This window comes from Burkholderia sp. WSM2232, from assembly GCF_000472545.1.
In the GTDB taxonomy this organism is placed as follows: Bacteria; Pseudomonadota; Gammaproteobacteria; order Burkholderiales; family Burkholderiaceae; genus Paraburkholderia.
In genome coordinates, this window is the sequence record NZ_AWZV01000024.1 from 23,889 (window position 1) to 49,547 (window position 25,659).

The window sequence follows — 25,659 nt, forward strand, 5'->3', positions numbered from 1 at the left end:
GCCGAGACTGAAACGTAGCGAAAGGCTGTTGTACCCGCACTTTTCCCGACAATGCTCTCAGAGTTTTCGCTGATCGAACGTTTCTTTGCCCGCCGCGCGGCGGGGCAGCCGCAGACCGCCGCGAACGGTTCGCTCGGCATCGGCGACGACTGCGCGCTCCTTGCGCCCCGCGCCGGCGAGATGCTGGCGATATCGACGGACATGCTGGTGGAAGGCCGCCATTTCTTCGCCGATGTCGACCCAGAGGCGCTCGGGCACAAGGCCCTCGCCGTCAACCTGTCCGACCTCGCCGCAATGGGCGCGCAACCGCAGGCGTTCACGCTGGCTTTCTCGCTGCCCCAGGCCGACGAGGCGTGGCTGGCGGCCTTTAGCGAGGGGCTCTTCGCGCTCGCGCAACGGCACGCATGCGCGCTGATCGGCGGCGATACGACCGGCGGCCCGCTGAATCTGTGCATTACCGTGTTCGGCAGCGTGCCGCCGCAGGCGGCGCTGCGCCGCGACGCCGCGCGTGCCGGCGACGACATCTGGGTATCCGGCACACTGGGCGACGCGCGCGCGGGGCTCGGGGTCCGGCGCGGCGAATGGAGCGCGGACGACATCGACAAGGCCTTCTTTCGCCGCGCGCTCGAACGCCCGGAGCCGCGAATCGCGCTCGGTCTCGCACTGCGCGGCGTGGCCCACGCGGCACTGGATATATCCGACGGGCTCGCCGGCGACCTGCAGCACATTCTCGAGCGCTCGAAGGTGCGCGCCACCGTCGACGCCGACGCGGTACCGCGCTCACCCGCGCTGGGCAAGCTGCCGCTCGACACCCAGCGGCGCTGCGCGCTAGCGGGCGGCGACGACTACGAACTGTGCTTCACCGCGCCGCCCGCCGCGCGCGAGGCCGTGGAAAACGCCGGGCACAAGGCGGACGTGCCGCTCAGCCGCATCGGTACAATAAGCGCTCTTCAAACGGCGGCCGACCGCCCGGCGATCGACTGGCGCGACGCGGCCGGCGCGCCGCTCACCCTGACGTTGCAAGGCTTCGACCACTTTCATGCAGACTGATCCCCCGCTCAGGCCCGCCGACGAGCTCGTCGGCGGCGAGCCTCCCCGGCCGCAACGGCCGCAGCCGCGCCGCGCGAGCGCGCGCTTCATGCTGTCGCATCCGCTGCACATTTTGTCGCTCGGCTTCGGTAGCGGCTTGTCGCCGGTCGCGCCCGGCACCATGGGCACACTGTTCGGGTGGGCCTCGTTCGTCGTGTTCAGCCGCTATCTGACCGTGATCGAATGGGGCGTGCTGATTTGCGCGGGATTCGTGGGCGGCATTGCAATTTGCGGCTTCACGGCCAAAAAGCTCGGCATCGACGACCCGTCGCCGGTTGTCTGGGACGAAATCGTCGCATTCTGGCTGGTATTGCTGATAGTCACGCCGGTCACGCTGACCGGCCAGCTGTGGGCGTTCATCCTGTTCCGCTTCTTCGACATGGTGAAGCCGCCGCCCATCAGCTATTTCGACCGGCGGTTGAAAGGCGGTTTTGGCATTATGTTCGACGACCTTGTCGCCGCATTCTTCACGTTGCTCGTCATTGCGCTCTGGCGCATGTCCGTTTAACCGCCGCGCCCCGTTCCGGATTCACGCCATGCCTACCGATTCCGTCGTTCACCAGCTTGCGATCCGCGTGAGCAACCGCCTGCGCGACGAGCGCCTCATGCTTGTCACCGCCGAGTCGTGCACGGGCGGCATGGTCGCGACCGCGATCACCGACATCTCCGGCAGCAGCGGCTGGTTTGAGCGCGGTTTCGTCACGTACTCGAATCAGGCGAAGAGCGAAATGATCGGCGTGCCGGCGGACATGATCGACAAGTTCGGCGCCGTCAGCGAGCAGGTGGCGCGCGCCATGGCCGAGGGCGCGCTGCGCAACAGCCGCGCGCAGGTCTCGCTGTCGATCACGGGCGTGGCAGGCCCGGGCGGCGGTACCGAAACCAAGCCGGTCGGCATGGTGTCGTTCGGGTGGAGCAATCGGCTGCATACGTCGGTGGAAACGAAGATCTTCAAGGGCGACCGCGAGCAGATTCGCGTGCAGGCGGCGGCGCATGCGCTGCGCGGTGTGCTCGCGCTGCTCGACGAGCGCGAACATTGACCGCTACGCCGAAGGACAACGCATGACGGATTCCCATGCAGCGCGCGACGAGCTGATCCGCCGCTTCGATCTGAAGCCGCACCCGGAAGGCGGGTTTTTCAGCGAAACGTACCGGTCCGCGGACCTTGTGAGCCGGGTGGACGCGGCCGCAACGACGAGCGCGGCCGGAACCCCTGCTGCGCCCATATCGCCGGCGCAGACGCGCGCGGCGTCCACTGCTATCTATTACTTGCTGTGCGACGGCGCGCATTCGGCCTGGCACCGGATCCAGTCAGACGAGGTCTGGCATTTTTACGCGGGCGGGCCGCTGCAAGTGCACGTGCTGGACACGAGCGGCAAACTGGTCACGCATCGGCTGGGTAATGCGCTGCTTGACCGTGACGCGGTGTTCCAGGCAGTGGTGCCCGCCGGCCTTTGGTTCGCGGCGGAATGCGCGGACCCGGCGGGTTACGCGCTGGCAGGCTGCACGGTCGCGCCCGGGTTCGAGTTCAGCGAATTCGAACTCGCGGATGTGGACATGCTGAAAACGCAGCACCCGCAGCACGCTGCGCTGATTGAGCGGCTAGGGCCAGCGGCCGTTTGAACTGGCGGCCCGAGGGTGGAGCGGAGGCTAAGCCGGTGGTTTTAGCCGGTGGTTTTAGCCGGTGGTTTTAGCCGGTGGTTTTAGCCGGTGTGCTGTGCCGGTGTGCTGTGCCGGTGTGCTGAGCCGGTGGTCTGAGCCGGTGGTCTGAGCCGGTGGTCTGTGCCGGGTATCCGAGCCGAGGGTGTTAGCCGGTGGTGTAGGCCGGCGCTAACGGCCGGTGCCAGTACTCCGGTGCAACGAAGCGGGACAACCAGCCGCCCGCTTCCACCTCATCAGCGAAACGAGTTAATGCGGTCGCGTGTTTCCATCGCGGCCTTCGCCGCCGCCTGAGCGAAGTCCTCGCCCTTGCCCGCGTAGATGATGGCGCGCGACGAGTTGATCAGCATGCCGGTGCCGCTCGCGGTGCGGCCAGCGCTGACGGTCGCCTGCACGTCGCCGCCTTGCGCGCCGATGCCCGGAATCAGCAGCGGCATATCGCCCACAATGCCGCGCACCACTTCGATTTCCTTCGGAAACGTCGCGCCCACCACCAGACCCAGTTGCCCGCTGGCGTTCCACTTCTGCGCTGCCAGTTGCGCGACGACCTGATAGAGCGGCCGCCCGCCCGTCTCCAGAAACTGCAGGTCGGAACCGCCGGCATTCGACGTCCGGCACAGCACGATCACGCCTTTGCCGTCATGCTGCAGATACGGTTCGATCGAATCGAAACCCATATAAGGATTCACCGTCACCGCGTCGGCCTGGTAGCGCTCGAACGCCTCGCGCGCGTATTGCTCGGCCGTGCTGCCGATGTCGCCGCGCTTCGCGTCGAGAATCACCGGCAAACCCGGATGATGCGCGTGAATGTGGGCGATCAACTGCTCTAACTGGTCCTCCGCTCGATGCGCCGCGAAGTAGGCGATTTGCGGCTTGAACGACGACGCGTAAGGCGCGGTTGCGTCGACAATCTCGCGGCAGAAGTCGAAGATCGCGTCTGAGCGCCCAGCCAGCGCGCCGGGAAACCTGGTGGGCTCGGGATCGAGGCCGACGCACAACAGCGAGTTGGTGCGCTGCCAGGCGTCGTTGAGTGTCTGGATGAAGTTGGACATGTGAGTCTCGCGGCGAGCCAGTAATCGGAAGAGGCGCGTATTTTACCTGTGGGCGTAGCCGGCCGTCGGGCGGCCGTGGGTTGAAGCACGCCACTTTGCGCACCGCCGCGTCACCGCGCGGGGGACATCAGCAGAGTACACAGGCCGCGCGCCGCAGCGCACGCCAGCACCCTCAGCGCGCCCCAGCACCCTCAGCACCCTCAGCGCCCGTCAATGCCCTCAGCACACCTCACTGCCGGCGCCGCGTGCCGCGCGCGCCCGGCATAGAGCGCAAGCCGGTACGCTCGACCGTGAAGCGGAAGGATCGCGTGAGTCGCTCGCCGCGCCCCAACTGCGTCATGCCGTTGTCGCACGCACCGCCCACCAGGTTCATCGCGTTAATCGGATGATCGACCGGCTCGAAGCAGAAGAACTCCTCGCCCGGCGGCGTGTACAGCACGTAATAATCGGTGTCGGCGGCAATGTTGAGCGACAGTCGGCGCTTCGGCCACACCACGGCCGCCTGCCCGCTCCAGCCGGTGAACGCATGGTTGACGACGGTTTCCGGCAACGGATACGCCACGCCGAACTGCCACGCGGGCGGTGCCTGCACGTGGCGCACCGGCAGCCAGTCGTCGCCGGCGAGCCACAGACCGCCCGCCGCTGCGGACAACTCGGTGTCCGCGTCGCGCACCAGAAACGGATGCACGCCGAGCCCGAAAGGCAATGCGTCGCGGCCCGTGTTCTCGATTTCGAGCGTAATCACAAGCGAGGGCCCGTCGAGCCGATACGTCTGCGCCGCGCGGAACGCGTACGGCTTGCCGTCCTGCCGGTCGCACGTGAGCCGCACGTACTCGCGGTCCGAGTCCGCGACCTGCCACGCGCACAGCCAGCCGTCGCCGTGAATGGGTAAAGGTTCGTCGGCGCGGTTGCGCGGCACGTCGACGCGCCGCCCCGCAAAATTGAAGTAGCCGCCGCCAATACGGTTCGAATACGGCAGCAGCGGATAACAGGCCAGCTCGTTGGGTTGCGTATCGGCGGCGACGTGGCGGCAGCGCCGGAAAATCGGCGTGAGCGCGCCGTCGTCACGCCAATCGAAGCGTGTGACGCCGCCGCCCAGCGTCGGCGCGACGTCGAGGCGCAGCTGTGCATTGGCGAGCGTAACGCAGGCCACATCGCCGGCCGGGCTCTCGCCGACCGCGACCGCCGACGTGCTCGGCCCCGGCAGTACCGGATTGGCCGCGGCCGCGAGCCGCGAGCGCCGGCTTTGCGTCCCTGGTGAAGTGTGAGCGCTCGCAGAAAAGGCGGAAACAGGATTCGCAACACTCATATGTGGCTCCTTCGAGAGGCTTGGCACGTTGCCGTCATGCTGGTGGCTGCTGTCGGGCGATTTCCTGGAACCGGTCGCCTCTGATCCGAACTCGGGTTGTTACTCGACGCCGACTTTGATTGCGGGTCTTTCTGTTTGCTGTTGCGACATCGGCACATCCACGCAACGTGCCGCTGCCGCCTGGCTTCTATGCCGAGTGCCGCTGTACCGCTGTACCGCTGTACCGCTGCACCGTCGCGACCGGCGCGACCGGCGCGACGTCAACTCCGCTACGCCGGCGCGCCGAGAAAAACCGGCTCGGGCAAACCGCGCCGCGCCGGCGTCGCGATGAACACGCCGCCAGCGCGCGAATCGCTGGCAAGCGCGGTCGCGTCGAGACCGACGCGCGCGCTCGTAATGTAGAGCGTGCCCAACTGCGCGCCGCCCAGCGCGACGCAGCTCGGCTGCACCGTGGGCACTTCGACGCGCTCGGTTTCGACGCCGTCGGCGCCATAGCGCACGACGCGGCCGCCGCCCCACTGCGCGTTCCACAGGCCGCCGTCGCGATCGACCGTCGAGCCGTCGGGCTCGCCGCTCGCGTCCGTCAGACGCGTGAAGAGGCGGTCATTGGCGATGCCGCCGTCCGCCCGGTAGTCGCAGGCGCGGATCTCGCGCGTCGGCGAATCGCAGTAGTACATGGTCGCGCCGTCCGGGCTGAAGGCAATGCTGTTGGAAATGGCTGGCGCGGGCAGCGGCAAACGCTCGAGCGTCAGGTCGCGATTGAGCCGGTAGAACCCGCCGATCGCCTGCAACGGCGAGCCTTCGTCCTTCGTGCCGAACACGAAACGGCCCTGCCGGTCGCAGCGACCGTCGTTCACGCGCGTATTCAGACCCGGCTCGACATCGACGATATGACGCGTCTCGCCCGTCGCAAGATCGAAAAACGCCAGATGCGAGGCCAGACCGAGCAACAGAAAATGCGGATCGGCGCACAGCGCAAAGGTGGCAAGCCGCTCCGGCATGGCCCACGAAGTACTGCGGCCGTCGCGCGGATCGTAGCGCCACAAACGCGCGCCTTCAATATCGGTCCAGTAGAAGCGCCCCGTCTGCACACACCATGTCGCCCCTTCGCCCAACGTGCACTTGCTGTCGACCAGCAGCGCGGCGCGCGGCGCGTGCGGCGTGCCGCCCACTTCCGCGCCCGCGTTCACGCCCAGCCTCCGTCCACGACGATGTCCTGTGCGGTGATCATGCGGCTGTCGTCGGCAGCGAGAAAGAGCGCCATGCGCGCGAGGTCGGCGGGCTCAAGCTCAGCGTCGATGCACTGGCCTTCCTTGATCGCGCGGCGGCCCGCGTCGTCGAGCCACAGGCGCTTCTGCTTCTCGGTCATCACCCAGCCGGGCACGAGCGTATTCACGCGAACGTTGAAGGGACCGAGGTCGCGTGCGAGGCCGCGTGTCAAACCCTGCACGGCGGACTTCGACATCACGTACACCGGATAGCCGCCGTTTTTCAGCATCCAGCTGATCGACCCGAGGTTGATGATCGAGCCGCTGCGCGCCGCCTTCATGTCCTCCATCACCGCCTGCGCCGCGAAGAACTGATGGCGGATGTTCACTGCGATACCTGCGTCGAACGACTCGCGCGTGACTTCGCCGATCGTATGGCGCTTGTCGTTCGCTGCGTTGTTCACGAGCACCTGGATCGGGCCGAGCGCGGCTTTCACGTCGGCGATGGCTTTTTGCAGCGCGTCGATGTCCGTGAGATCGCAGGTCAGAAAAAGCGGCTTGTGCTTCGAGTCGCCGAGTTGGTCGGCAAGCGCTTCGCCTGCCGTTGCGTCGATATCGAAGAAGGCGACACGTGCGCCTTGCGCCGCGAAGTGTTCGACGAACGATGCGCCGATACCCGTTGCGCCGCCCGTGATCAGCACCGTGCGGTCGACAAGACTCGGGTAGCGCGCGAATGAGTGGTTCGCGAGGCGCTCGTTTGCGTTAGCCGGAGACGACATCGTTCGATTCCTTTTTAGAGCGGGATGAGTTGAGCAGGCATGATCGCGAACGTCAATCGCGCGAGCCGCGGTTTTTCAACTGGTCGAGCAGCACGGCGGCAAGCAGGATCGCGCCGCGCACGAGGTACTGATAGAACGCGTCGATGTTCATCAGGTTCATGACGTTTTCGACCGTACCCATGATCAGCACGCCGATCACCACGCCGGAAATCGTCGCGCGGCCGCCGAGCAGCGACACGCCGCCGAGCACGCACGCGGAGATCACGTTCAGCTCGAAGCCTTGCGCGGCATTCGGCTGACCCGACGTGATACGCGAGGCCAGAATCACCCCGGCGAGCGCGGTCACGGCGCCCTGAATCAGGAAGATATAGACGCGCGTGCGCTCCACGTTGATACCGGCAAGACGCGACGCTTCAGGATTGCCGCCGATAGCGAGCGTATTGCGGCCATACACGGTCTGGTTGAGCATCACGCCGAACACGATGAAGCACAGCAGCGTGACCCAGATCGGCAGCGACACGCCAAAGAAGCTCAGGCCGCCGAGCGCAATGAACGTATCCGACGAGACGCCCACGGCCTGACCGTGCGACACGATGAAGCCGAGGCCGCGCACGATTTCCATTGTCGCGAGCGTGGTGATCAGCGCGTTGATGCGCAGATACGCGATAACCGCGCCGTTGACGAAGCCGATCACCGCGCCCGCCGCCACCGCGGCGACAATTGCGATGAAGGTGTTGTCGGTCGCATTGAGCACCATCGCGCACAACACGCCCGCAAACGCGACGGTGGAACCGATCGACAGATCGAAGTCGCGCGACGCGAGACAGAACATCATCGTGCACGCGACCATGCCGATCTGCGAAATGGACAGCGCGAGGCCGAGCATGTTCTCGATCGAGAAGAAGTGGTCGACGCTCAGCGACATCGTCACGAACATCACCACGAAAATCAGGATCAGGCTGTACTCGGTGATCTGCTGCCACCACTTCGCCTTGTCGCTCGTCTGCGGAATCAGCGCTTCGGCGGCACTCTTGGCGGCCTGCTGCGCGAGGTTTTCTCTAGCTTGCATTTGAAGACTCCTCCCGTTCCCCACGGGTTGCCGGACTTGCGTCCAATGATGTTCAGGCCGCCTGTTGAGCGGCAGTTGCTGGCAGTGCGGTCGAGCTTTGCGGCAACGCGAGGCTCAAGACCGCTTGTTCCGTTGCGTCCTTGCGCGCGAGTTCGCCGGAAATGCGGCCCTGGCGCATCACGACGATGCGGTCGGACACGCCCAGCACTTCAGGCAGTTCCGACGAGATCATCACGATCGCGCAGCCGCGTTCGGCGAGCTGATAGATCACGTTGTAGATTTCGTGCTTCGCTCCGACGTCGATACCGCGCGTGGGTTCGTCGAGAATCACCACTTTCAGATCGGGCTCGGCGAGCCAGCGCGACAGAATCGCTTTCTGCTGGTTGCCGCCCGACAGAAAGCGGATTTTCTGCCGGCGGCTCGGCGTCTTGATCTTCAGCAGCTTGATGAAACGGTCCGCGGTTTCCGCCTCTTTCTTGCGGTCGAGGAACATGCCCGCACGCAGATAATGGCGGCGGCAACTAATGTTGATGTTCTCCGACACGGTCGCCATCGCGACAATGCCTTCTTCCTTGCGGTCTTCCGGACACAGCACGATGCCGTGGCGAATCGCTTCGCCCGCGCTCTTCACGCGGATCGGCTTGCCGTCGAGCAGCAGTTCGCCGCCCTTCTTGTGCTCGGTGCCGTACACCAGATGCATCAGTTCGCTGCGGCCCGCGCCCACCAGCCCGAAGAAGCCGACAATCTCGCCGCGCCGCACTTCGAAGCTGGCCGGCTGGGACAAAGCGTGGCCTTCAATGGCCTTCGCCGCGAAGCGCACTTCACCGAGCGGCCGCGGCGAGTAATTGTAGATGTCCGAAATTTCGCGCCCCACCATTTCGCTGACGATGGTGTCGCGCGACACGCCTTGCAGCGTCGCATGCGAGGCGACCTTGCGTCCGTCGCGAAAGATCGTGCAGGCGTCGCACAGTTCGTAGATTTCGTCCATGCGATGCGAGATGTAGATCATCGCGCGGTTGTCGGCGCGCAGATCGCGCACCAGCTTGAACAGCACTTCCGTCTCGCGGTGCGACAGCGAACTCGTCGGTTCGTCGAGTGCGATGACGCGCGCATTGCGCAGCAGCGCCTTGCAGATTTCGACCATTTGCCGTTGCGCGATGGAGAGCTTGCGCAGCTTCGCGTCCGGATCGAGCGCCACGCCCATTGCTTCGAGGCGTTCGCGCACGAAGCGCTTCGCGTCGCGCTTGTTGACCCAGCCGAACGAATTGGGCAACTGGCCAAGCAGCAGGTTTTCCGCGACCGTGAGGTCGGGCACGTATTGCAGTTCCTGGTGAATCACCGCAATGCCGGCCGCAATCGACGAAGCGGCGCTCGTGAAGCGCACCTCTTTTCCGTCGATCATCACGCGGCCCGAGTCGGGCTGATATTCACCGCCGAGTATCTTCAGCAGGGTCGACTTCCCTGCGCCGTTTTCGCCCATCAGGCCGTGTACCTGGCCGACGTTGACGTCGAAGGACACACCGTCGAGTGCGCGCACGCCTGGAAAGACCTTGCCGATATTGTCAAAACGTAGCGTCGCTGACACTTCGCCTCCTCTGTCGATCTTTGCTGTTGCCGGCGCGCGCTGCAAAGCGCCGCGCCGGCAGTCCACTTCATTGCACCGTGCTTACTTGGAAGCGAGGCCCATCTTCCCGCGCACTTCGCCGACGTTCGCGCGCGTGGCCAGCATGCCGGTCGTCAGCGTGAGCGGGGGCGGCGCCTTGCCTTGCGTGATCCAGTCGTACATCAGCGCAGAGGTTTCCTCGCCGTGACGCTTCGGGCTGATGATGACCGTGCCGAAGAAGCCGGTCGGGTTCGGCTTCTTGAACTCGTTCAATGCCGAATCCGAACCGCCGATGCCGATGCCGATCATGTTGTCGGCCTTGAAGCCGCGGCCTTCCGCTGCGCGCACCGCGCCGAGCACCGCTTCGTCGTTCAGGCCGTAGGCCACCCAGTGCTTGAACTGCGGGTTCTTGGTGAGCGCGATATTGGCGGCGTTGAACGCGTTTTCCGTGTCCGTCTTCGCTTGCGGCGCGGCAATCACGTTAGCCTTCGGGAAGCCGGCGGCGAGAAGCGCGTCGGTCGCGCCGCTCGTGCGGTCATGCGCGGTCGGCAACTGCTCGTACGTTACGTCGATCGCACCGACGTCCTTCATGTCCCAGCCGCGCTTCTTGATCTCGGCGGCGAGGCCGTCGCCGACCTGCTTGCCAATGTTGTACGCCGAGATGCCCATGTGCGGCACCGACGCGATCGGCTTGCCCGCGCCGTCAACCAGCCGGTCGTCGACGGTCATCATCTTCAGGCCGTCGGCCTTTGCCTTCGCGACGATGCCCGGTCCGAGCTTGACGTCCGGCGTGCAGATCACGAAGCCCTGAGCCTTTTGCGCCGACAGGTTGTCGATTGCGCTCATCACCTTTTCGCCCGACGGCGCGCCGATCTTCACGAGCGTGAAGCCCTTCTCCTTGGCGGCCATTTCGGCGAACTTCCATTCGTCCTGAAACCACGGTTCTTCGGGCTGCTTCACGAGAAAACCGATCTTGACGGGGTCGGCGGCTTGCGCGATGGGTGCGTTGAAGAGCACACCCGCCGCCGCTGCTGCCAGCGTGAGGAAAATTCTGCGTTTCATGTTGCGTGTCTCCTGACTAATTGATAACGAGAAGGTATCGGCCGCGTCTTCTTGTACCGGTTGTGACACACGCGGCCAGCGCGTCGTCCGGTGAAACTGTGCTGCGTTATTCTTTCCGCTCGTCATTCAGTCGTGAATCAGTCGTGGTACAGGACCGAGCGGCCTCCGTCCACGGTGATACACGTGGCGTTGATGAACGGCGCTTCGTCCGAGGCGAGAAACACCGCCGTCATCGCCACTTCTTCCGGTCGGCCGATGCGCTTCATCGGCTGCAAATCGATCGTGGCCTGCCGCGCCGCGACCGGGTCGGGCTGTTCGTTCCACCAGTCGCGCGCCAGTTGGGTCTCGACATAGCCCGGCGCGATGGCGTTCACGCGTACGTTGCGCGGCGCGTACTCGATGCCGAGCGCGCGCGTGAGGCCAATCACACCGTGCTTCGCGACCGGGTACGGAAAGCAGCCCGGAATGATCTTGAACGCATGCGTCGAGGCGATATTCACGATGCTTCCCGCGCCGCGCTCCACCATGCCCGGCAGCACCGCGCGACAGCCGTTCCAGACGCCGTCGAGGTCGACCGCGAAGCAGCGGCGCCAGTCGTCGTCGGTCATCGTGAGCGGGTCGCAAAACACATTGATGCCCGCGTTGTTGACCAGCACGTCGACGGGTCCGAGCGCGGCTTGCGCTTCGCTCACCGCGTGCTGAACCGACGCGGATTGCGTGACGTCGGTGTGCACGGCCAGCACGCGCGCGCCGGTCTCCGCGCGGATCTCTTCAGCGGTGTGCCGCGCCGTCTCGATGTCGAGTTCGGCAAGTGCCACGGCCGCGCCTTCACGCGCGAACGCAAGCGCGATGGCCGCGCCGATACCGCGCCCGGCGCCGGTGACAAGTGCGACTTTGCCGGCGAGCCGTGTCATTTCTTCGCACCCGCGCGCGCCACACGCAAACCGTTGATGAACGCCTTCGCGTGCGACGCGGTCACGGCCGCGCTCTGCCCCGGCTTGTAGAGCGCCGAACCGAGCCCGAAGCCATTCGCGCCTGCACTGAGAAACGGTCCCATGTTGTCCGGCGTGACGCCGCCGACCGGCACGAGCGGCACCTCGGCGGCAATCACCGCGCGCCACGCTTTCACGACCTGACAGCCGAGCTGCTCGGCGGGGAACATCTTCAATACATCGGCGCCGTTCTTCAGCGCGATGAACGCTTCCGTCGGCGTCGCAACACCGGGCGCGCAGGCCATGCCTTGCGCCTTGGCCGCCATGACCACTTCCGGATCGCTGTGCGGCATGACGATCAGCTCGCCGCCCGCGGACTTCACGTCGCGAACGAAATCCGGATGCAGCACCGTGCCCGCGCCGACAATCGCATCGGCGGGCAGCGTCTTGCGGATCGCGGCGATGCTGTCGAACGGCTGCGGCGAATTCAGCGGCACTTCGACGATGCGAAAGCCGGCTTCATATAGCGCCTGACCGTGCTCGGCGGCGTCCACTGGCGTCACGCCGCGCATGATCGCGATCAGCGGACATGCCTCGAACGCCGCGATCAGACCCGCATGCGGCATGTACGGAGCGGGCAGATTGATGTGAGGTTGCATGTCGGTTCCCTATTTCGTGGAGGTCGGCGCGGCCGCGTGGCCGGCACGGGCCGCGTGGCCGGCCGGCTTGACGAGCCCCGCCTGCGAGGCGACGCGCCACAGGCCGCGCTCCGTCGCCTGCCTGATCAGTTGGGCCTGCGTGCAGCCGAACCGCGCAAGCGCCCCGCGATAGCGCTCGCACAGCGCTTCGTTGCCGATCAGGCGCAGGCTCTGGCCCGCGAGCGAAAGGTGTTGCTGCGCCAGCACCGCTTCGAGGCCGGCAAGTTCATGTCCGATCAGCAGGCCAGACAGGTAGTCCGGCTGCTGCTCGCGCGAAAGCTGCCCCGTGAGGCCCAGCGTGCGCGAACTGAAGACCGTCGCGAGCACGCCCGCCTGCCCCTTGTTCCGCGCGATGTCCACGCCGCGCAGGAACGATTCGGAATCCGGACGATCGGGCGTGACCATCGTGCGGCCGAGAATGGTGTGTTCGCGCAGTGCGCCGAACACTTCGCCGGTCATGAATGTATGAAAGCGTTCGATGCGACCCGCCTGCACCATCGCCCATTTGGCGTGTGTGCCTGGCAAGCCGATCAGCGCCGGCTTGCCGCTGTCCGCAGCCGCGGGATCGTCGCCTAGCGCGCCGAAAATCTGCGTTTCCTCGCCGCGCATCACATTGGGCAGCTCGCCGCGTTGCAGCACGCCGGGCACGATGTTCAGCGTCGCGCCGCAAGCCGCCTGCACGCGTACGATGCCGGCCGCCAGCGCGTCGGCGCTGGCCGGTGCCTCGACATAAGGCGCCTCGAGCCAGCCCTGCGCGCTGCCAACCATGCCCGCGGCAATCACCGGCGTGCCGGGCGCGGCGTCGAGCCATGCGCCGCAGGCGTCCTCGAAAGCCGCGTCGAAACCGCCTTGCTCCACGCTGCGCGGCAAATTCATGATGCCGGCCGTCGACGCGCGCGTCGCCAGCACGTTGCCGGCCGCGTCGTAGAGATACGCGCGCAGCGATGTCGTGCCCCAGTCGAGCGCGATCAGTGCCGCGTGGCGCGCGGCTTGCGCGGCGCTTGCTGTTGCGTTGGCCGCTGTGTTGGCTCCGTCAGCGCCGGCTGCAAGCTGCGCGTCCGACGGTGTGGGCGAACCCGCCTGTTTCATCGCTTGATCCTGCGGGTTGTAGGTTGGGGGGCGCGCCAGCCGAGTTCTTCGGAAATCGCGCGTGCTTCGCGCTGCACGACCGGAATGAGTTCGTCCATGCGTTCGAGCGGCATATAGGGAATCGTGCTCGCCACCGAGAGCGCCGCGACGATCGCGCCCGTTGCATCGCGCACCGGCGCGGCAACGCAGCGGATCGACGCTTCGTTTTCCTCGAGGTCGAACGTATAGCCGCCGGCTGCGTAGTTCGTCATGCGCTGCATGAAGGTCTGCGCGTCGGGACGGTTATCGGGCTTGAACGTTACGCTGGCGAGCGCGCGGCGCGACGCGTCGAAAAGCGACTGCCAGAGCTCGGGCTTGAGGTCGAGCATCATGGCCTTGCCGATTCCCGTCGACGCGAGCGGCATGCGGTGACCCACGCGCGAGCGCATTTCGAGGCCGCGCGTGCCGGGAATCTTGTCGATGTAGAGCACGTCGTCGCCGTCGCGCACGCCGAGGTGGATGGTGTCGAGTGTCTGTTCTGCGAGCGATTCCAGATGCGGGCGAGCCACGGCGGTAAGCGGCATCTGCTCGAGCGCGATGGTGCCGAGTTCGATCAGCTTTGGACCGAGCAGATAACCGCCTTGCACCTGGCGCAGGTAACGCGCCTGCACGAGGCTGCTGACCAGCCGATGCGTGGTGCTGCGCGTCGTACCGAGTGCCGCGCCGAAGGTACGCAGATCGCGTACGCCCGCGGCGGCCGCCTCGAGAATCGCGAGACCGCGCAGGAGCGTCTGCGTGCCCGCCTGTTGCGGCGTGATGTCGAGCAGCGTGCTTGGCAGCGCGATTTCGTTGACGACGGCGGGCTGCGCGGCGGCACGCGGCGCTTTGGCGGCGGAAGGTACCGCACGCGGGGCGGCGCTCGCTGCGGGCTCGGCGCGCGGCGCCAGATCGGCTTCGGCCGCGCCTTCGGCGTGATGAGGCATCGCTTTGTTCATGGCGATTCGCTTTTCGGGGGGTTCTGCGCTTACAGCGCGGGGCCGGAGAGCGGGCCTTGGGGGCGCGCGGCGTTGTGGGCGCGGGGATGCTGCCGGGTGGTTTGGTGAGGCATGGCTGGCTTTGTCTCCGGGTTTTTTTGCTGTTGCAGATGCGTGTCTGCTTGTTGGAGCCGATTGTAGGGCCGTTTTTTGGAAATCTCCAATATGTGATTGTGGTGGTCAGATAATGGGATTTTTTGTTGCCGTGGGCTTGGCGTTTTAACCCCCTTGGCCTTTCCTTGAATTCGCGGTGGTCTATTCGCGTTGCCCCTGTGCGGGGCGGCACCTACTTTCTTTGCGGCCGCAAAGAAAGTAGGCAAAGAAAGCGGCTCAAACCGCCAGCTCATAAGTGGGGCCCCCGGCTTGCAGGGGGTAGTGGTGCATCTGGAATCCGTGCCCCCGCACATTCGGCCCAAGTGACAAGGCAGTCATACTTCCCGCCTCGCACAATGTGCTCGTCGGGACGGTCCGCTCACAACCGATCACTCCGTTTTCGCGACGGAGCCGAAGGCCCGCCGCGAAAACCGGCAAACACACGCGGCCCTTCTCGCGAGGGCAATCGTGGCAGCGCAAACGAAAGATCAGGGAGCCGAATACGATGTGAAAGGGGAATAGACAGCGAAGGGAGGGCGGTTTTCAGAACGACCGCTTCGGCGCGCGAAGCGTCGCCGGAAGAATGACTGCCTTGTCACCGGGGCGGAATGTGCGAGAAGACGGATTCCAGATGCGCCACTGCCCCTTCCAGTCCGGGGGACCCACTTATGAGCTGGCGGTGTGAGCCCGCTTTCTTTGCTTACTTTCTTTGCGGCGGCAAAGAAAGTAAGTGCCGCCCCGCACAGGGGCAACGCCAATAGACCGCCGTGAATTCAAGGAAAGGCCAACGGGGTCAACAGCCAAAAAAGCAAAACGCCGCCCGCCTAGTCGGGCAATTCCGCCGCCCCCATCCTGCGCGCGATCACCCGAGCCCTCTGCTGCAGATACTTCGATCCGCGATGCTCATCGAAATACCTGGGCTGCGGCAGCATGACCGCGAGCCGCGCCGACTGCGCAGCGCTCAGCGCACTCGCGGACGTCTTGTAGTAATAACGCGCCGCCGCCTCGGCGCCATACACGCCATTGGCCCACTCCACGGAATTCAGGTAGATCTCGAAGATGCGCTCCTTGTCCATCAAGGTTTCCAGCATCCACGTAATGATCAGCTCCTGCCCCTTGCGGATATAGCTCTTCTCACGCGACAAAAAGAGGTTGCGCGCAAGTTGCTGCGTGATGGTCGAGCCGCCGCGCACTATCTTGCCCTTCGCCTTGTTGCGCTCCCAGGCCTGCAGAATGGCGTCGGTTTCGTAGCCGTTGTTGTTGACGAAGTTGGCGTCTTCGGAAGCAATGATCGCCCGCTTCAAGTTGCGCGAGATCTGGTCGTAGGGCACCCACGTGCGCTGAATCGAAAGATCGGGCCTCTCGCGCGACAGGCGCCACGCGTCCGAACGCATGTAAGCCGTCGAGCGCGGATTGACATAGTTCCACACCGCAATCTGCGCAAAGTAGAAAAGCTGCGTCGCGAGCCACGCGAACACCAGCACGGCAGCCAGATAAACGATCCATCGCGCCGGACCTGGCCGGCTTGCGCGCCGCGTAGCTGTCATCGTGATGTCGGGTCTCGTGTGATTGCAGTGGTGTTGCCAACCGGGCGCGTCAGGCGTGCGACGGTGCCTTCAGCAGTGCGCGCAGTTCCGCGAGCACGGGCGCGCCGTCGGGACGCACGCCACGCCAGACATAGAACGATTCGGCGGCCTGCTCGACCAGCATGCCAAGACCGTCGGCGCCGCGCGCGCCGAGCTTCTGCGCGTGCTCCATGAACACAGTCGGATGCGCGCCGTACATCATGTCGTAGGCGAGCGTGCCGCTGCCGAACGCGCCGTCGTCGCATTCGGGCAACGACGCTTCCAGGCTGCCCGCGGTTGCGTTGACGATCACGTCGTAGGCGCCAGGCTCGATGGCGCGCGCATTGCCGCCGGTGAGACGGCATGCGGCGTCGGCGGCGGCTTGCGCGAACTGGTCGACCAGCGCTTCGGCCTTCTGCGCCGTCCGGTTAACGATGGTGAGCGTATGCGGCCCGCGCTCGAGCATCGGCAAAATCACGCCTCGCGCGGCGCCGCCCGCGCCAAGCAGCAGAATGCGCGCGCCCGTGAGCGGCACGCCGAGATTCACCTCGATGTCGCGCACGAGCCCGAAGCCGTCGGTGTTGTCGCCGTAGACGCCGTTCGAATCGACCCGCAAGGTGTTCACCGCGCCGGCAGCGGCCGCGCGCGGCGACAAAACGTCGGCGAATGCATGCGCGTCCAGTTTGAACGGCACCGTTACGTTCAGCCCGCGACCGCCCGCTTCGATAAACGCGCGCACATGCGGCACGAACGCATCCACCGGCGCGAGCAACGCGCCGTACTCCACCGGCTCGCCCGTCTGCGCGGCAAAGCGGCTGTGTATGAACGGCGACTTGCTATGGCCGACCGGATTGCCTATCACCGCATAGCGGTCTTTTGTGTGAATGCCGCTCATCGTCCGGGTTCCGTGATCTGCTGCCCGGTGGCGGCGTTGGTGCCTTCGCCGTCCGGCGTGTCCTCTGCGTTCTCTGCATTTTCTGCCCCCGGCGCAATCGCTTCGGCTTGCGCTTCAGCTTCGCTCTCCGCGCTTTCGTCCGATGCTTCGACGATTTCGTCGTCTTCGCCCTCGTCGGCCTCCTCCGCTTCGCTGCCGCTCGTGACGGTGGGCGCATCGAGCACATGCAAGAGACGCACCGACGCCTCGACAGTCAATTCGTCAATCGACATGACTTCCATCTGCAGACGCGTGCCGCGCGCATGCACGCCCAGCCCCGGTACATGCAGCAGCAGCGGAATTTCTTCGAGCCGCACCAGATCGCCCTTGACCACCGACGCCACCACCTGCTTCCTGTTTTCCTGCTTGAGCCAGCGCAGGCACCAGAAGTATTCCATGCGGCGTTGGTGATCGGCGTACGCGCTATAGGTGTCGTCGAAGCCTTGCACGACAGCGAAGAGATCGGCGTCTTTCGGCTTGAACGGCGCAGCGAGCTTCGCGGTCACGCCATGCTGGACGCACGCGAGCAACTGCCACTGATTTACCAGGTCGACATAGCGGCGCAGCGGCGACGTGCTCCACGCGTACTGGGTGACGCCGAGCCCTTCATGCGGCGCGGCGTTCGTCTGCATGCGCGTGCGCTTCGGCCCGCTCGGTGCGCCAAACGCGCGCTGCGTGCGGTAGATGCCCGGCACGCCGTGGTCGTGCAAGAACGCGCCCCACGACGAATTGGCCAGAATTGCCAGTTCGGCCACGATCGTATCGAGCGGCGAACCGCGCCGGCGCGGCGTGATCGTGATGTGCTCGCCGTCCACGTAGAAGTTGAAGTCGGTGTTGCGCTGCACTTCGCGGCGCAGGCCGTAGCCCGCGCGCGCCGCCTGGCGCTTTTCGAAGAGGGCCTGCGCGAACGGCCACAACACCGCGATATCTTCCTTGTGCGGATAGTCGCCGGTGCCGGCGGCGAGCGCTTCTTCGGTGACGAGTTCGTCGAGCGTGTTGTGACGCAGGTTGTTCTTCACGAACACGCGCTCCGCGCGCGTTTCGCTCGCGACGATTTCCTGTGTCTCGCGATTGACGATCACATACAGCGACAGCGCCGGGCGCAGGCCGCCCTCGGCGAGCGTGAACGCGTCGACAACGCTGTCGGGCAGCATCGTGATCTTGTCGCCCGGCATGTAGACCGTCGACAAACGCGCGCGCGCAATGGCGTCGATTTCGTCGCCGCGCTGAATGCCGAGCGCCGGCGCGGCGATGTGCACGCCGATCCGCACGCGGCCGTCTGCGAGATGCTCGACGGAAAACGCGTCGTCGATTTCAGTGGTGGTAATGTCGTCAATGGAAAACGCCTGCACGGCCGCTTCCGGCAGGTCGTCCGGCAAGCCGCCGAGCGTGACCGGCGGAAAGCCGGTGCCGTGCGGGAAAAATTCGGCGAGGAATTTGGCCTCGTGCAACGCGCGCGCCGAAGGAATCGCGCCGCATTCGAGCATGAGCCGCGCCTGCGAAATGCCGCGCGCGGCCGCCGCCGCTTCCAGCGCCTTGTATTCAATGGTGTTCTTGTCCGGCTTCGTGAGCAGCGAAAGCGCCGTCTTGCCGGTGAAGGCCTCGGGCAAGCGGCCGGCTTTCAGCTCTTCCTCGTAGCCTTGCTGCACGAGCGCCTGCTGACGCTTGCGCTCGAGACCGGCGAGCGCCATTTTCAGCTGTTCCTGCGGCGCACGCTGATACATGCCGCGACCCTTGCGACGAAAATAGACCGGCGCGCCATGCATGCGCAGCACCAGCGCGGCGCGCTCAGTCGCGCCGAAGCGCTCGCCGAAATATTCCGCGCCGAGCGTGGCGAAGGGAAATTCGTCGTCGGGCGCGCATTCCCACAGGAAGTCCAGATCGATTTCCTGCGCGACGGCGTCGGCCTCCTGCATCAGCTCGGCCGCGCTCGGCTTTTCGAATTCGATCAGCACGTCTTTGGCGCGCACTTTCGCGCGCCGGCCGCCCGGCAACTCGACCTGAAACGCATCGCCCTGGCGCGACAGCACGCTGCCGGCCTTGAAACTGCCCGATTCCTCAAAGAAAACGTTCACTCAATACTCTCGTCTGACTTGCATGCGCCGGCGTGCGCGGCACCGCAACGTGTTCGTGATGATGAATCCGCCGCGCGAGGCGCGCATGCGGCATGAATCTGATGACCCGCGGCGCTTGCGCTGCCGCTGTCGGACTGCGTGTTTCCGGACCGCGCCGGCCACGCGGCCGGTTGGCTGCGCCGGCAAAGCGCGCCGGTCATGCTTGCGCTGCGGCCTGGTTCAGGCAGCCTCGCGCGGTGCCGGTGGCTCGACGTCTTCGGCGTCGCAGAACGCCAGCACGTCGTCGAGATAGTCGGCGAACTCGCTGATCGCGTGATCGCTGCCCTCGATCAGCGTAGTGCGCGCGCCCGGGTAGTGCGCGAGCATTTCGCGGTAGTCGAGCACTTCGTCGCCGGTCGCGGCCAGCAAATAATATCGTTCCGGACGCGTGATGGTTGTCACGGTGAGCGCCCGCAATTCGTCAAGATGATGCGGCTCGACGACTATGCTGCCGCCGCCGTGCCACAACGGCTGCTCGCCGAGATACGCGCTCAGGTCACGCTGCGGCACGACCGCCGGGTTCAGCAGCACCGCGGGCCAGCCGTGCTTTTCCGCGAGATAGGTGGCGAAGTAGCCGCCGAGCGAACTGCCTATTACCGTCACGCGCTGCGTGCCGGCGGCGGCCACCAGCGACTCCGCGAGCGCCACGGTGTCGAACGGCGAAACCGGCAGCATCGGGCAGCACCATTCGTCGCTGCGGCCCAGTTCCACGAGGCGCGCCGCGAGGAGGCGCGCCTTGAACGAATTGGGCGAAGAACGGAAACCGTGCAGATAAAGAATCACTGGGCGCCTCGTGCGGAGAGAGCGTCGAGCAGTTTCTGGTGCACGCCGCCAAAGCCGCCGTTGCTCATCACCAGAACCTGGTCGCCGGGGCGCGCCGCGTGCACCACGGCTTTGACGAGCGCGTCGAAATTGTCGAAGGCTTGCGCCTTGTTGCCGAGCGGCCCAAGGGCTTCACCCAGGTTCCAGCCGAGCGCGTCGCGGCCGCTCGGTGCCCCGTAGCCGAATACCAGGTCAGCATCGGCGAGACTGGCGGGCAACTGCTGCTTCATGACGCCAAGCTTCATGGTGTTCGAGCGCGGCTCGAGCACCGCGAGAATGCGCGTATTGTCGCGGCCCACGCGCGCGCGCAAACCGGCCACCGTCGTTGCGATGGCGGTCGGGTGGTGAGCGAAGTCGTCGTATACAGTCACGCCGTCCACGCTGCCGCGCACTTCCATGCGGCGCTTCACGTTGCGAAAGCTCGCCAGCGACCTGGCCGCCTGCGCCGGCGGCACGCCGACATGGCGCGCGGCGGCAATCGCGGCGAGCGCATTCATGCGGTTATGTTCGCCCTGCACTTGCCACTCGACGACGCCCACACGCTCGGCGTTGTGGTACACCGCAAAGCGTTCGTCGACCGGCACGCCGTCTTCCGCAGGCTGTGTTTCCCAGCCGCCCTGCACGCCGAAGCGCTCCACCTCGCTCCAGCAGCCGCGCGTCAGGACCCGCTCGAGCGCGTCTTCGCGACCATTAGTGACGACCCGTCCAATACGCGGCACGGTGCGGATCAAATGATGAAACTGCGTTTCGATCGCCGCCAGATCCGGGAAGATGTCGGCGTGATCGAACTCGAGGTTGTTCAGAACGGCCGTTTTCGGCCGGTAGTGGACGAACTTCGAGCGCTTGTCGAAGAACGCGGTGTCGTACTCGTCTGCCTCGATCACGAAGAAGCTCGAATCGGTGAGCCGCGCCGAGACGCCGAAGTTGAGCGGCACGCCGCCGATCAGAAAGCCGGGGTTCAGACCGGCGTCCTCCAGCAGCCAGGTCAGCATGGAGCTGGTGGTGGTCTTGCCGTGCGTGCCCGCCACTGCCAGCACCCACTTGCCATTCAGCACATGCTCGCCCAGCCATTGGGGACCGGACACATAGGGCAGACCGCGGTCGAGAATGGCTTCCATGAGCGGATTGCCGCGCGACACCACATTGCCGATCACGAACAGATCGGCGTTCAGGCCGTTCAGTTGCTCCGCGTCGTAGCCCTCTATGAGCCGAATGCCTTGCGCCTCTAGCTGCGTGCTCATAGGCGGATACACTCCGGCGTCGCAGCCCGTCACCGTGTGGCCCGCGCCGCGCGCGAGGACCGCGAGACCGCCCATGAACGTGCCGCAGATACCGAGGATGTGGATGTGCATAAGCCTGTCGTGCCGCGCGGGCGTTTTCCTGGAAGTGTCCCTTCCCTGGCGTTTCGCCAGACCCCGTGAGGGGCAGAAAAACCCCGACGGCCGGCGCTTTCCTGTGAGGGATGCGAGGTGAGCGGGCAGCCGCAAGGGCTGCGCGCAAAGGACGCTATTGTAACCGACGCCTTCCGAACGCCTAAGCGCGCTCGCCCGCCCCGGCGCGCACCGGCAGCCGGCCAGGGTCGCCGGAAAAGGCTGTCATCAATCTCTAGTATGATGGACGCATGGTCCGCAAATCACATTTCGATCCGCAGCGCGTGCGCGAGGAAATCGCGATCGCCGCCGCGCGCCTGATCGCCGAAGACGGTCTCGACTATGCAACGGCCAAGCGCAAAGCGGCCCGGCAGGTGGTCGGGGAAAGCCGCGTTGCTGGCGAATGGCTGCCCGATAACGACCAGATCGAAGAAGAAATTCGCGAATATCAGTCGCTCTTTCAGGGCGACAGTCAGCCGGTGCTGTTGCGGCGCCTGCGCCGCATCGCGGTGGAATGGATGGAGCGGCTCGCGCCGTTCAACCCGTATCTGACCGGCGCGGTACTCGGCGGCACGGCTGGCGAGCATTCCGACATTCACCTACAGGTGTTCTGCGACAACCCGAAAGAAGTCGCCATTTACTTTCTGAACGCGAACATCCAGTACGACGTCTCGGAGACGCGCCATTTCGCTGGGCGCGGGTACGTGGAGACGCTGAGCTTCCTGTGGCGGTCGGCGAACGAACCCCGCGACGCGCAGCCGGTCGGCGTTCACGTGGCGCTCTACGAATCGGACGACCTGCGCGGCGCGGTCAGGGCCGACGCCCGCGGCCGCACTGCGCGCGCCAATCTGCAGGCGGTCCAGTCGCTTCTGGATAGCAGCGGCGTTGCACCTTCCACTAATTAGATACGCATCATGAACACCAGACGGATCCTTATCGGCGCAGTCGTCGCCGTGATCGCTGCCGCGAGCGGCGTGCTGGCCAATCACTGGCTGGGCCGGGGAGGCGGCGGCGCAGCGAGCCAGGACGGCGTAACCGAGCTCGCGCATGCGGCCCCGTCGTCGAACAAAGAGGACCCAGTCGCTCAACTGTGGTCCACGGCGCTCACCTCGCCCGATGGCAAGCCGCAAACGCTAACTGCGCTCAAAGGGCGGCCAATCGTCGTCAACTTCTGGGCGTCGTGGTGCGGCCCTTGCGTCGAGGAAATGCCGGCGCTGTCGCAACTGCAACACGAATACGCGGGAAAAGGGATCCAGTTCGTCGGTCTTGGCGTCGATTCGGAAAAAAACGTGCAGGATTTCTTGCAGAAAGTGAAGGTTGCGTACCCGGTCTATGTGACGGGGTTCGGCGGCGCAGAGCTTGCGCGGGCGTTTGGCGACACGGCGGGAGGCTTGCCGTTTACCGTCATTATCGACGCCAAGGGGGCGATACGCTCGACAAAATTAGGGCAGATTGACCCCAAAGCGATGAAAGAAATGCTCGACGCGCTGTAGATTTCACAATCTTTGCGGGCTCGCAGGCCGCCCAATCGCGGCAGATTGCGCGGAGATCAGCCGAAATTGGAAGAAGTTGCGCTGCCGCCCACAGGTCGCGAGAGCGCCCACAGCGGCTTGTCCGTGCATGAAACTAGACAAGTTTCTCTAATCAGCGCTAAAGTGCGCCCAATTCCACGGAAAAAGAAGCGACCATGACGCGACTGCTGGTACTCCACGGCCCCAACCTCAATCTTCTCGGCACCCGGGAACCCGAGGTCTACGGCCGCGTGACTCTGCCGCAGATCGACCAGGCGCTCGCCGATCGTGCCGCGGACGCCGCTGTGGAACTCGCGTCGTTCCAGAGCAACCACGAAGGCGCGCTTGTGGACCGCATCCAGGCGGCTCGCACCGAAAAGACGGATTTCATCCTGATCAACCCGGCCGCCTACACCCACACCAGTGTGGCCATCCGGGACGCTCTCGCGGGCGTCGGCATTCCGTTCGTCGAAATTCATCTATCGAACGTGCACCGCCGCGAGCCGTTCCGGCATCACTCGTATCTGTCCGACCAGGCAGAGGGCGTGATTTGCGGCCTCGGCTGGAAGGGCTATCTGTACGCACTGGAGTTCGCGCTCGACCGGCTCGCCGCCGGTTCGTCGCGAGCCTGACCAACAACACTTCTAATTTGCGCCGGCCGTACGCGCGTCGGCACTTCCATGCATTGAAAGGGGCTTCTGATGGATCTACGTAAACTGAAAACTCTGATCGACCTCGTCTCGGAGTCGGGCATTTCCGAACTCGAAGTGACCGAGGGCGAGGGCAAGGTCCGCATCGTCAAGAATGCGCCGCCGGTTTACGTGCAACCGTCCGCTTCGTACGCGCCGCAGCAGTTCCCGCAAACGGCACCGGCCAACGGCGGCGAAGCTTTGGCCGCAGCGCCGGCAGCAGGCGCGCCCGCCACGCCGGCGGCAGCCGCGCCGCAAGGCCACGTGGTGACCTCGCCGATGGTCGGCACGTTCTACCGCGCGCCGTCGCCGGGCGCGGATCCGTTCGTCCAGGTCGGCGATACGGTCAAGGAAGGCCAGACGATCTGCATCATCGAAGCCATGAAGCTGCTCAACGAAATCGAGTCGGACAAGTCCGGCGTCGTGAAGGAAATCCTCGTCGAAAATGGCCAGGCGGTCGAATACGGCCAGCCGCTGTTCGTGGTCGGCTAACGCAGCGCGCACCGCGCCTTGCTGCGCGCATGCCGCCCATGCGCCCGTCGCGCCCCGCTGCACGGAGCGCGCGCCCGATCCTCTGAGGCAGCCGGTGTTGTGAACAACCCGGCGCCCACTGATGAGTCGAAAACCCGCTATGTTTGAAAAAATCCTCATTGCCAATCGTGGCGAGATCGCGCTGCGTATCCAGCGCGCCTGTCGCGAACTCGGCGTCAAGACGGTCGTCGTCTATTCGGAAGCCGACAAGGAAGCCAAGTACGTGAAGCTCGCGGACGAGGCGGTCTGTATCGGCCCGGCGCCGTCCAATTTGAGCTACCTGAACATGCCGGCGCTGATCAGCGCGGCGGAAGTCACCGACGCCGAAGCGATTCACCCCGGCTACGGCTTCCTGTCGGAAAACGCCGACTTCGCCGAGCGTGTCGAGCAATCCGGCTTTACGTTCATCGGTCCGCGCCCGGAAACGATCCGCATGATGGGCGACAAGGTCACGGCCAAGCAGACCATGATCAAGACCGGCGTGCCGTGCGTGCCGGGTTCTGAAGGCGCGTTGCCTGACGATCCGAAAGAGATCGTGAAAATTGCCCGCCAGGTCGGCTATCCGGTCATCATCAAGGCAGCGGGCGGCGGCGGTGGCCGCGGCATGCGCGTGGTTCACACGGAAGCGGCGCTCGTCAACGCGGTCAACATGACGCGCGAAGAAGCCGGCCGTGCGTTCGGCAACCCGCAGGTCTACATGGAGAAATTCCTCGAGAACCCGCGGCACATCGAAATCCAGGTGCTGTCGGATTCGTTCAAGAACGCGATCTGGCTCGGCGAGCGCGACTGTTCGATGCAGCGTCGCCACCAGAAGGTGATCGAAGAAGCGCCGGCGCCGGGCATCGCGCGCCGCCTGATCGACCGCATCGGCGATCGCTGCGCGGACGCGTGCAAGAAGATGGGCTATCTTGGCGCGGGTACGTTCGAGTTCCTGTACGAAAACGGCGAGTTCTACTTCATCGAGATGAACACGCGCGTGCAGGTCGAGCACCCGGTCACCGAACTCATTACTGGCATCGACATCGTCCAGGAACAGATCCGCATCGCGGCCGGCGAAAAGCTCGCCTACCGTCAGCGCGACATCGTGTTCAGGGGCCACGCCATTGAATGCCGCATTAACGCCGAAGATCCGTTCAAGTTCATTCCGTCGCCGGGGCGTCTGACGTCGTGGCACATGCCGGGCGGTCCCGGCATCCGCGTCGATTCGCATGCCTACAATGGCTATTTCGTACCGCCGAACTATGATTCGATGATCGGCAAGCTGATTGCCTACGGCGCCACGCGCGAGCAGGCGATCAAGCGGATGCGCATCGCGCTGTCGGAAATGGTCGTGGAAGGCATTCAGACGAACATCCCGCTGCACCGCGAATTAATGCTCGACGCGAAGTTCGTCGAAGGCGGCACGAGCATTCACTACCTCGAAAACCGGTTGGCCGCGAAGCAGCAGGCCGCGCCGGAAGAAGCGTAAGTC

Annotated in this window: 25 protein-coding genes; 9 read left to right on the forward strand and 16 right to left on the reverse strand. The window is 65.2% G+C overall.

Features of this window, described 5'->3' with window-relative positions; translation table 11 throughout:
* The first annotated feature begins 51 nt into the window (after window positions 1-51).
* From thiL to F757_RS0121400, 4 genes are read left to right on the forward strand one after another with little or no spacing between them, the layout of a single operon-like run.
* Window positions 52-1,050: a thiamine-phosphate kinase gene (gene thiL, locus F757_RS0121385; protein WP_027213179.1), complete on the forward strand. Its 999-nt coding sequence runs from the start codon at window positions 52-54 to the stop codon at window positions 1,048-1,050.
* Entirely contained in the window at window positions 1,040-1,597 is a 558-nt protein-coding gene (locus F757_RS0121390; protein WP_027213180.1) for a phosphatidylglycerophosphatase A family protein, read from the forward strand. Before thiL ends, F757_RS0121390 begins: the two co-directional genes overlap by 11 nt.
* A 28-nt stretch (window positions 1,598-1,625) precedes the next feature.
* Window positions 1,626-2,126: a CinA family protein gene (locus F757_RS0121395; RefSeq protein ID WP_013340505.1), complete on the forward strand. Its 501-nt coding sequence runs from the start codon at window positions 1,626-1,628 to the stop codon at window positions 2,124-2,126.
* A 22-nt stretch (window positions 2,127-2,148) separates the two neighbouring features.
* On the forward strand, window positions 2,149-2,709 hold the full coding sequence (locus tag F757_RS0121400; RefSeq protein WP_027213181.1) for a cupin domain-containing protein: 561 nt from the start codon (window positions 2,149-2,151) through the stop codon (window positions 2,707-2,709).
* Window positions 2,710-2,981: 272 nt separating this feature from the next.
* Here the strand turns inward: F757_RS0121400 and pyrF are convergent, their stop codons facing one another.
* From pyrF to mpl, 16 genes are all read right to left on the reverse strand, one after another.
* Window positions 2,982-3,797: an orotidine-5'-phosphate decarboxylase gene (pyrF, locus tag F757_RS0121405; protein WP_027213182.1), complete on the reverse strand. Its 816-nt coding sequence runs from the start codon at window positions 3,795-3,797 to the stop codon at window positions 2,982-2,984.
* A gap of 229 nt (window positions 3,798-4,026) precedes the next feature.
* The gene (locus F757_RS0121410) at window positions 4,027-5,106 is read right to left on the reverse strand and encodes an aldose 1-epimerase (RefSeq protein WP_027213183.1); all 1,080 of its coding nucleotides are present in this window, start codon (window positions 5,104-5,106) and stop codon (window positions 4,027-4,029) included.
* Window positions 5,107-5,375: 269 nt separating this feature from the next.
* The gene (locus F757_RS0121415) at window positions 5,376-6,296 is read right to left on the reverse strand and encodes an SMP-30/gluconolactonase/LRE family protein (RefSeq protein ID WP_198021426.1); all 921 of its coding nucleotides are present in this window, start codon (window positions 6,294-6,296) and stop codon (window positions 5,376-5,378) included.
* Window positions 6,293-7,093: an SDR family NAD(P)-dependent oxidoreductase gene (locus F757_RS0121420; RefSeq protein ID WP_027213185.1), complete on the reverse strand. Its 801-nt coding sequence runs from the start codon at window positions 7,091-7,093 to the stop codon at window positions 6,293-6,295. The genes F757_RS0121415 and F757_RS0121420 overlap by 4 nt, the downstream gene beginning before the upstream one ends.
* 52 nt (window positions 7,094-7,145) lie before the next feature.
* On the reverse strand, window positions 7,146-8,162 hold the full coding sequence (gene araH, locus F757_RS0121425) for an L-arabinose ABC transporter permease AraH (RefSeq protein ID WP_027213186.1): 1,017 nt from the start codon (window positions 8,160-8,162) through the stop codon (window positions 7,146-7,148).
* A 52-nt stretch (window positions 8,163-8,214) separates the two neighbouring features.
* A complete protein-coding gene (araG, locus tag F757_RS0121430; protein WP_027213187.1) occupies window positions 8,215-9,747 on the reverse strand; it encodes an L-arabinose ABC transporter ATP-binding protein AraG in 1,533 nt (510 codons plus the stop codon).
* Window positions 9,748-9,828: 81 nt separating this feature from the next.
* A complete protein-coding gene (locus F757_RS0121435) occupies window positions 9,829-10,827 on the reverse strand; it encodes an arabinose ABC transporter substrate-binding protein (RefSeq protein ID WP_027213188.1) in 999 nt (332 codons plus the stop codon).
* 137 nt (window positions 10,828-10,964) lie between these two features.
* On the reverse strand, window positions 10,965-11,741 hold the full coding sequence (locus F757_RS0121440) for an SDR family oxidoreductase (RefSeq protein ID WP_027213189.1): 777 nt from the start codon (window positions 11,739-11,741) through the stop codon (window positions 10,965-10,967).
* Complete coding sequence (locus tag F757_RS0121445; RefSeq protein WP_027213190.1) at window positions 11,738-12,418, reverse strand: 2-dehydro-3-deoxy-6-phosphogalactonate aldolase; 681 nt, start codon at window positions 12,416-12,418, stop codon at window positions 11,738-11,740. Before F757_RS0121445 ends, F757_RS0121440 begins: the two co-directional genes overlap by 4 nt.
* Window positions 12,419-12,427: 9 nt before the next feature.
* On the reverse strand, window positions 12,428-13,546 hold the full coding sequence (locus tag F757_RS0121450) for a 2-dehydro-3-deoxygalactonokinase (RefSeq protein WP_027213191.1): 1,119 nt from the start codon (window positions 13,544-13,546) through the stop codon (window positions 12,428-12,430).
* Window positions 13,543-14,520 carry an IclR family transcriptional regulator gene (locus F757_RS0121455; protein ID WP_027213192.1) on the reverse strand — a complete coding sequence of 326 codons (978 nt, stop codon included), beginning with the start codon at window positions 14,518-14,520 and terminating at the stop codon, window positions 13,543-13,545. The genes F757_RS0121450 and F757_RS0121455 overlap by 4 nt, the downstream gene beginning before the upstream one ends.
* 956 nt (window positions 14,521-15,476) lie before the next feature.
* Complete coding sequence (gene mtgA, locus F757_RS0121460; protein WP_027213193.1) at window positions 15,477-16,199, reverse strand: monofunctional biosynthetic peptidoglycan transglycosylase; 723 nt, start codon at window positions 16,197-16,199, stop codon at window positions 15,477-15,479.
* Between the two features lie 49 nt (window positions 16,200-16,248).
* Entirely contained in the window at window positions 16,249-17,112 is an 864-nt protein-coding gene (aroE, locus tag F757_RS0121465; protein ID WP_027213194.1) for a shikimate dehydrogenase, read from the reverse strand.
* On the reverse strand, window positions 17,109-19,226 hold the full coding sequence (locus F757_RS0121470; protein ID WP_027213195.1) for a ribonuclease catalytic domain-containing protein: 2,118 nt from the start codon (window positions 19,224-19,226) through the stop codon (window positions 17,109-17,111). Before F757_RS0121470 ends, aroE begins: the two co-directional genes overlap by 4 nt.
* Window positions 19,227-19,445: 219 nt before the next feature.
* Entirely contained in the window at window positions 19,446-20,048 is a 603-nt protein-coding gene (locus F757_RS0121475) for a YqiA/YcfP family alpha/beta fold hydrolase (RefSeq protein ID WP_027213196.1), read from the reverse strand.
* The gene (mpl, locus tag F757_RS0121480) at window positions 20,045-21,439 is read right to left on the reverse strand and encodes a UDP-N-acetylmuramate:L-alanyl-gamma-D-glutamyl-meso-diaminopimelate ligase (RefSeq protein WP_027213197.1); all 1,395 of its coding nucleotides are present in this window, start codon (window positions 21,437-21,439) and stop codon (window positions 20,045-20,047) included. The genes F757_RS0121475 and mpl overlap by 4 nt, the downstream gene beginning before the upstream one ends.
* A 269-nt stretch (window positions 21,440-21,708) precedes the next feature.
* On the opposite strand from mpl, the gene F757_RS0121485 reads away from it, so the two are divergent.
* The 5 genes from F757_RS0121485 (at window position 21,709) to accC (ending at window position 25,656) form a co-directional block, all read left to right on the forward strand.
* Complete coding sequence (locus F757_RS0121485) at window positions 21,709-22,362, forward strand: hypothetical protein (RefSeq protein ID WP_027213198.1); 654 nt, start codon at window positions 21,709-21,711, stop codon at window positions 22,360-22,362.
* Between the two features lie 9 nt (window positions 22,363-22,371).
* Window positions 22,372-22,950, forward strand: a complete 579-nt coding sequence (locus tag F757_RS0121490) for a TlpA family protein disulfide reductase (RefSeq protein ID WP_027213199.1) — start codon at window positions 22,372-22,374, stop codon at window positions 22,948-22,950.
* 194 nt (window positions 22,951-23,144) lie between these two features.
* Window positions 23,145-23,600 carry a type II 3-dehydroquinate dehydratase gene (gene aroQ / locus F757_RS0121495; RefSeq protein WP_027213200.1) on the forward strand — a complete coding sequence of 152 codons (456 nt, stop codon included), beginning with the start codon at window positions 23,145-23,147 and terminating at the stop codon, window positions 23,598-23,600.
* A gap of 69 nt (window positions 23,601-23,669) precedes the next feature.
* Window positions 23,670-24,149 carry an acetyl-CoA carboxylase biotin carboxyl carrier protein gene (accB, locus tag F757_RS0121500; protein WP_027213201.1) on the forward strand — a complete coding sequence of 160 codons (480 nt, stop codon included), beginning with the start codon at window positions 23,670-23,672 and terminating at the stop codon, window positions 24,147-24,149.
* Window positions 24,150-24,288: 139 nt separating this feature from the next.
* Window positions 24,289-25,656, forward strand: a complete 1,368-nt coding sequence (gene accC / locus F757_RS0121505; RefSeq protein ID WP_027213202.1) for an acetyl-CoA carboxylase biotin carboxylase subunit — start codon at window positions 24,289-24,291, stop codon at window positions 25,654-25,656.
* Window positions 25,657-25,659 lie beyond the last annotated feature (3 nt).

Excerpts from the sequence above, each read along its gene's own strand:
- F757_RS0121455 (WP_027213192.1), bottom strand. The coding sequence starts at position 14,520 with ATGAACAAAGCGATGCCTCATCACGCCGAAGGCGCGGCCGAAGCCGAT.
- accC (WP_027213202.1), top strand. The coding sequence starts at position 24,289 with ATGTTTGAAAAAATCCTCATTGCCAATCGTGGCGAGATCGCGCTGCGT.
- accB (WP_027213201.1), top strand. The coding sequence starts at position 23,670 with ATGGATCTACGTAAACTGAAAACTCTGATCGACCTCGTCTCGGAGTCG.
- F757_RS0121445 (WP_027213190.1), bottom strand. The coding sequence starts at position 12,418 with ATGCAACCTCACATCAATCTGCCCGCTCCGTACATGCCGCATGCGGGT.
- F757_RS0121395 (WP_013340505.1), top strand. The coding sequence starts at position 1,626 with ATGCCTACCGATTCCGTCGTTCACCAGCTTGCGATCCGCGTGAGCAAC.
- araH (WP_027213186.1), bottom strand. The coding sequence starts at position 8,162 with ATGCAAGCTAGAGAAAACCTCGCGCAGCAGGCCGCCAAGAGTGCCGCC.
- mpl (WP_027213197.1), bottom strand. The coding sequence starts at position 21,439 with ATGCACATCCACATCCTCGGTATCTGCGGCACGTTCATGGGCGGTCTC.
- F757_RS0121485 (WP_027213198.1), top strand. The coding sequence starts at position 21,709 with ATGGTCCGCAAATCACATTTCGATCCGCAGCGCGTGCGCGAGGAAATC.
- F757_RS0121435 (WP_027213188.1), bottom strand. The coding sequence starts at position 10,827 with ATGAAACGCAGAATTTTCCTCACGCTGGCAGCAGCGGCGGCGGGTGTG.
- pyrF (WP_027213182.1), bottom strand. The coding sequence starts at position 3,797 with ATGTCCAACTTCATCCAGACACTCAACGACGCCTGGCAGCGCACCAAC.
- aroQ (WP_027213200.1), top strand. The coding sequence starts at position 23,145 with ATGACGCGACTGCTGGTACTCCACGGCCCCAACCTCAATCTTCTCGGC.
- F757_RS0121420 (WP_027213185.1), bottom strand. The coding sequence starts at position 7,093 with ATGTCGTCTCCGGCTAACGCAAACGAGCGCCTCGCGAACCACTCATTC.
- thiL (WP_027213179.1), top strand. The coding sequence starts at position 52 with ATGCTCTCAGAGTTTTCGCTGATCGAACGTTTCTTTGCCCGCCGCGCG.
- F757_RS0121410 (WP_027213183.1), bottom strand. The coding sequence starts at position 5,106 with ATGAGTGTTGCGAATCCTGTTTCCGCCTTTTCTGCGAGCGCTCACACT.
- F757_RS0121450 (WP_027213191.1), bottom strand. The coding sequence starts at position 13,546 with ATGAAACAGGCGGGTTCGCCCACACCGTCGGACGCGCAGCTTGCAGCC.
- F757_RS0121400 (WP_027213181.1), top strand. The coding sequence starts at position 2,149 with ATGACGGATTCCCATGCAGCGCGCGACGAGCTGATCCGCCGCTTCGAT.
- aroE (WP_027213194.1), bottom strand. The coding sequence starts at position 17,112 with ATGAGCGGCATTCACACAAAAGACCGCTATGCGGTGATAGGCAATCCG.
- mtgA (WP_027213193.1), bottom strand. The coding sequence starts at position 16,199 with ATGACAGCTACGCGGCGCGCAAGCCGGCCAGGTCCGGCGCGATGGATC.
- F757_RS0121440 (WP_027213189.1), bottom strand. The coding sequence starts at position 11,741 with ATGACACGGCTCGCCGGCAAAGTCGCACTTGTCACCGGCGCCGGGCGC.
- F757_RS0121390 (WP_027213180.1), top strand. The coding sequence starts at position 1,040 with ATGCAGACTGATCCCCCGCTCAGGCCCGCCGACGAGCTCGTCGGCGGC.
- F757_RS0121490 (WP_027213199.1), top strand. The coding sequence starts at position 22,372 with ATGAACACCAGACGGATCCTTATCGGCGCAGTCGTCGCCGTGATCGCT.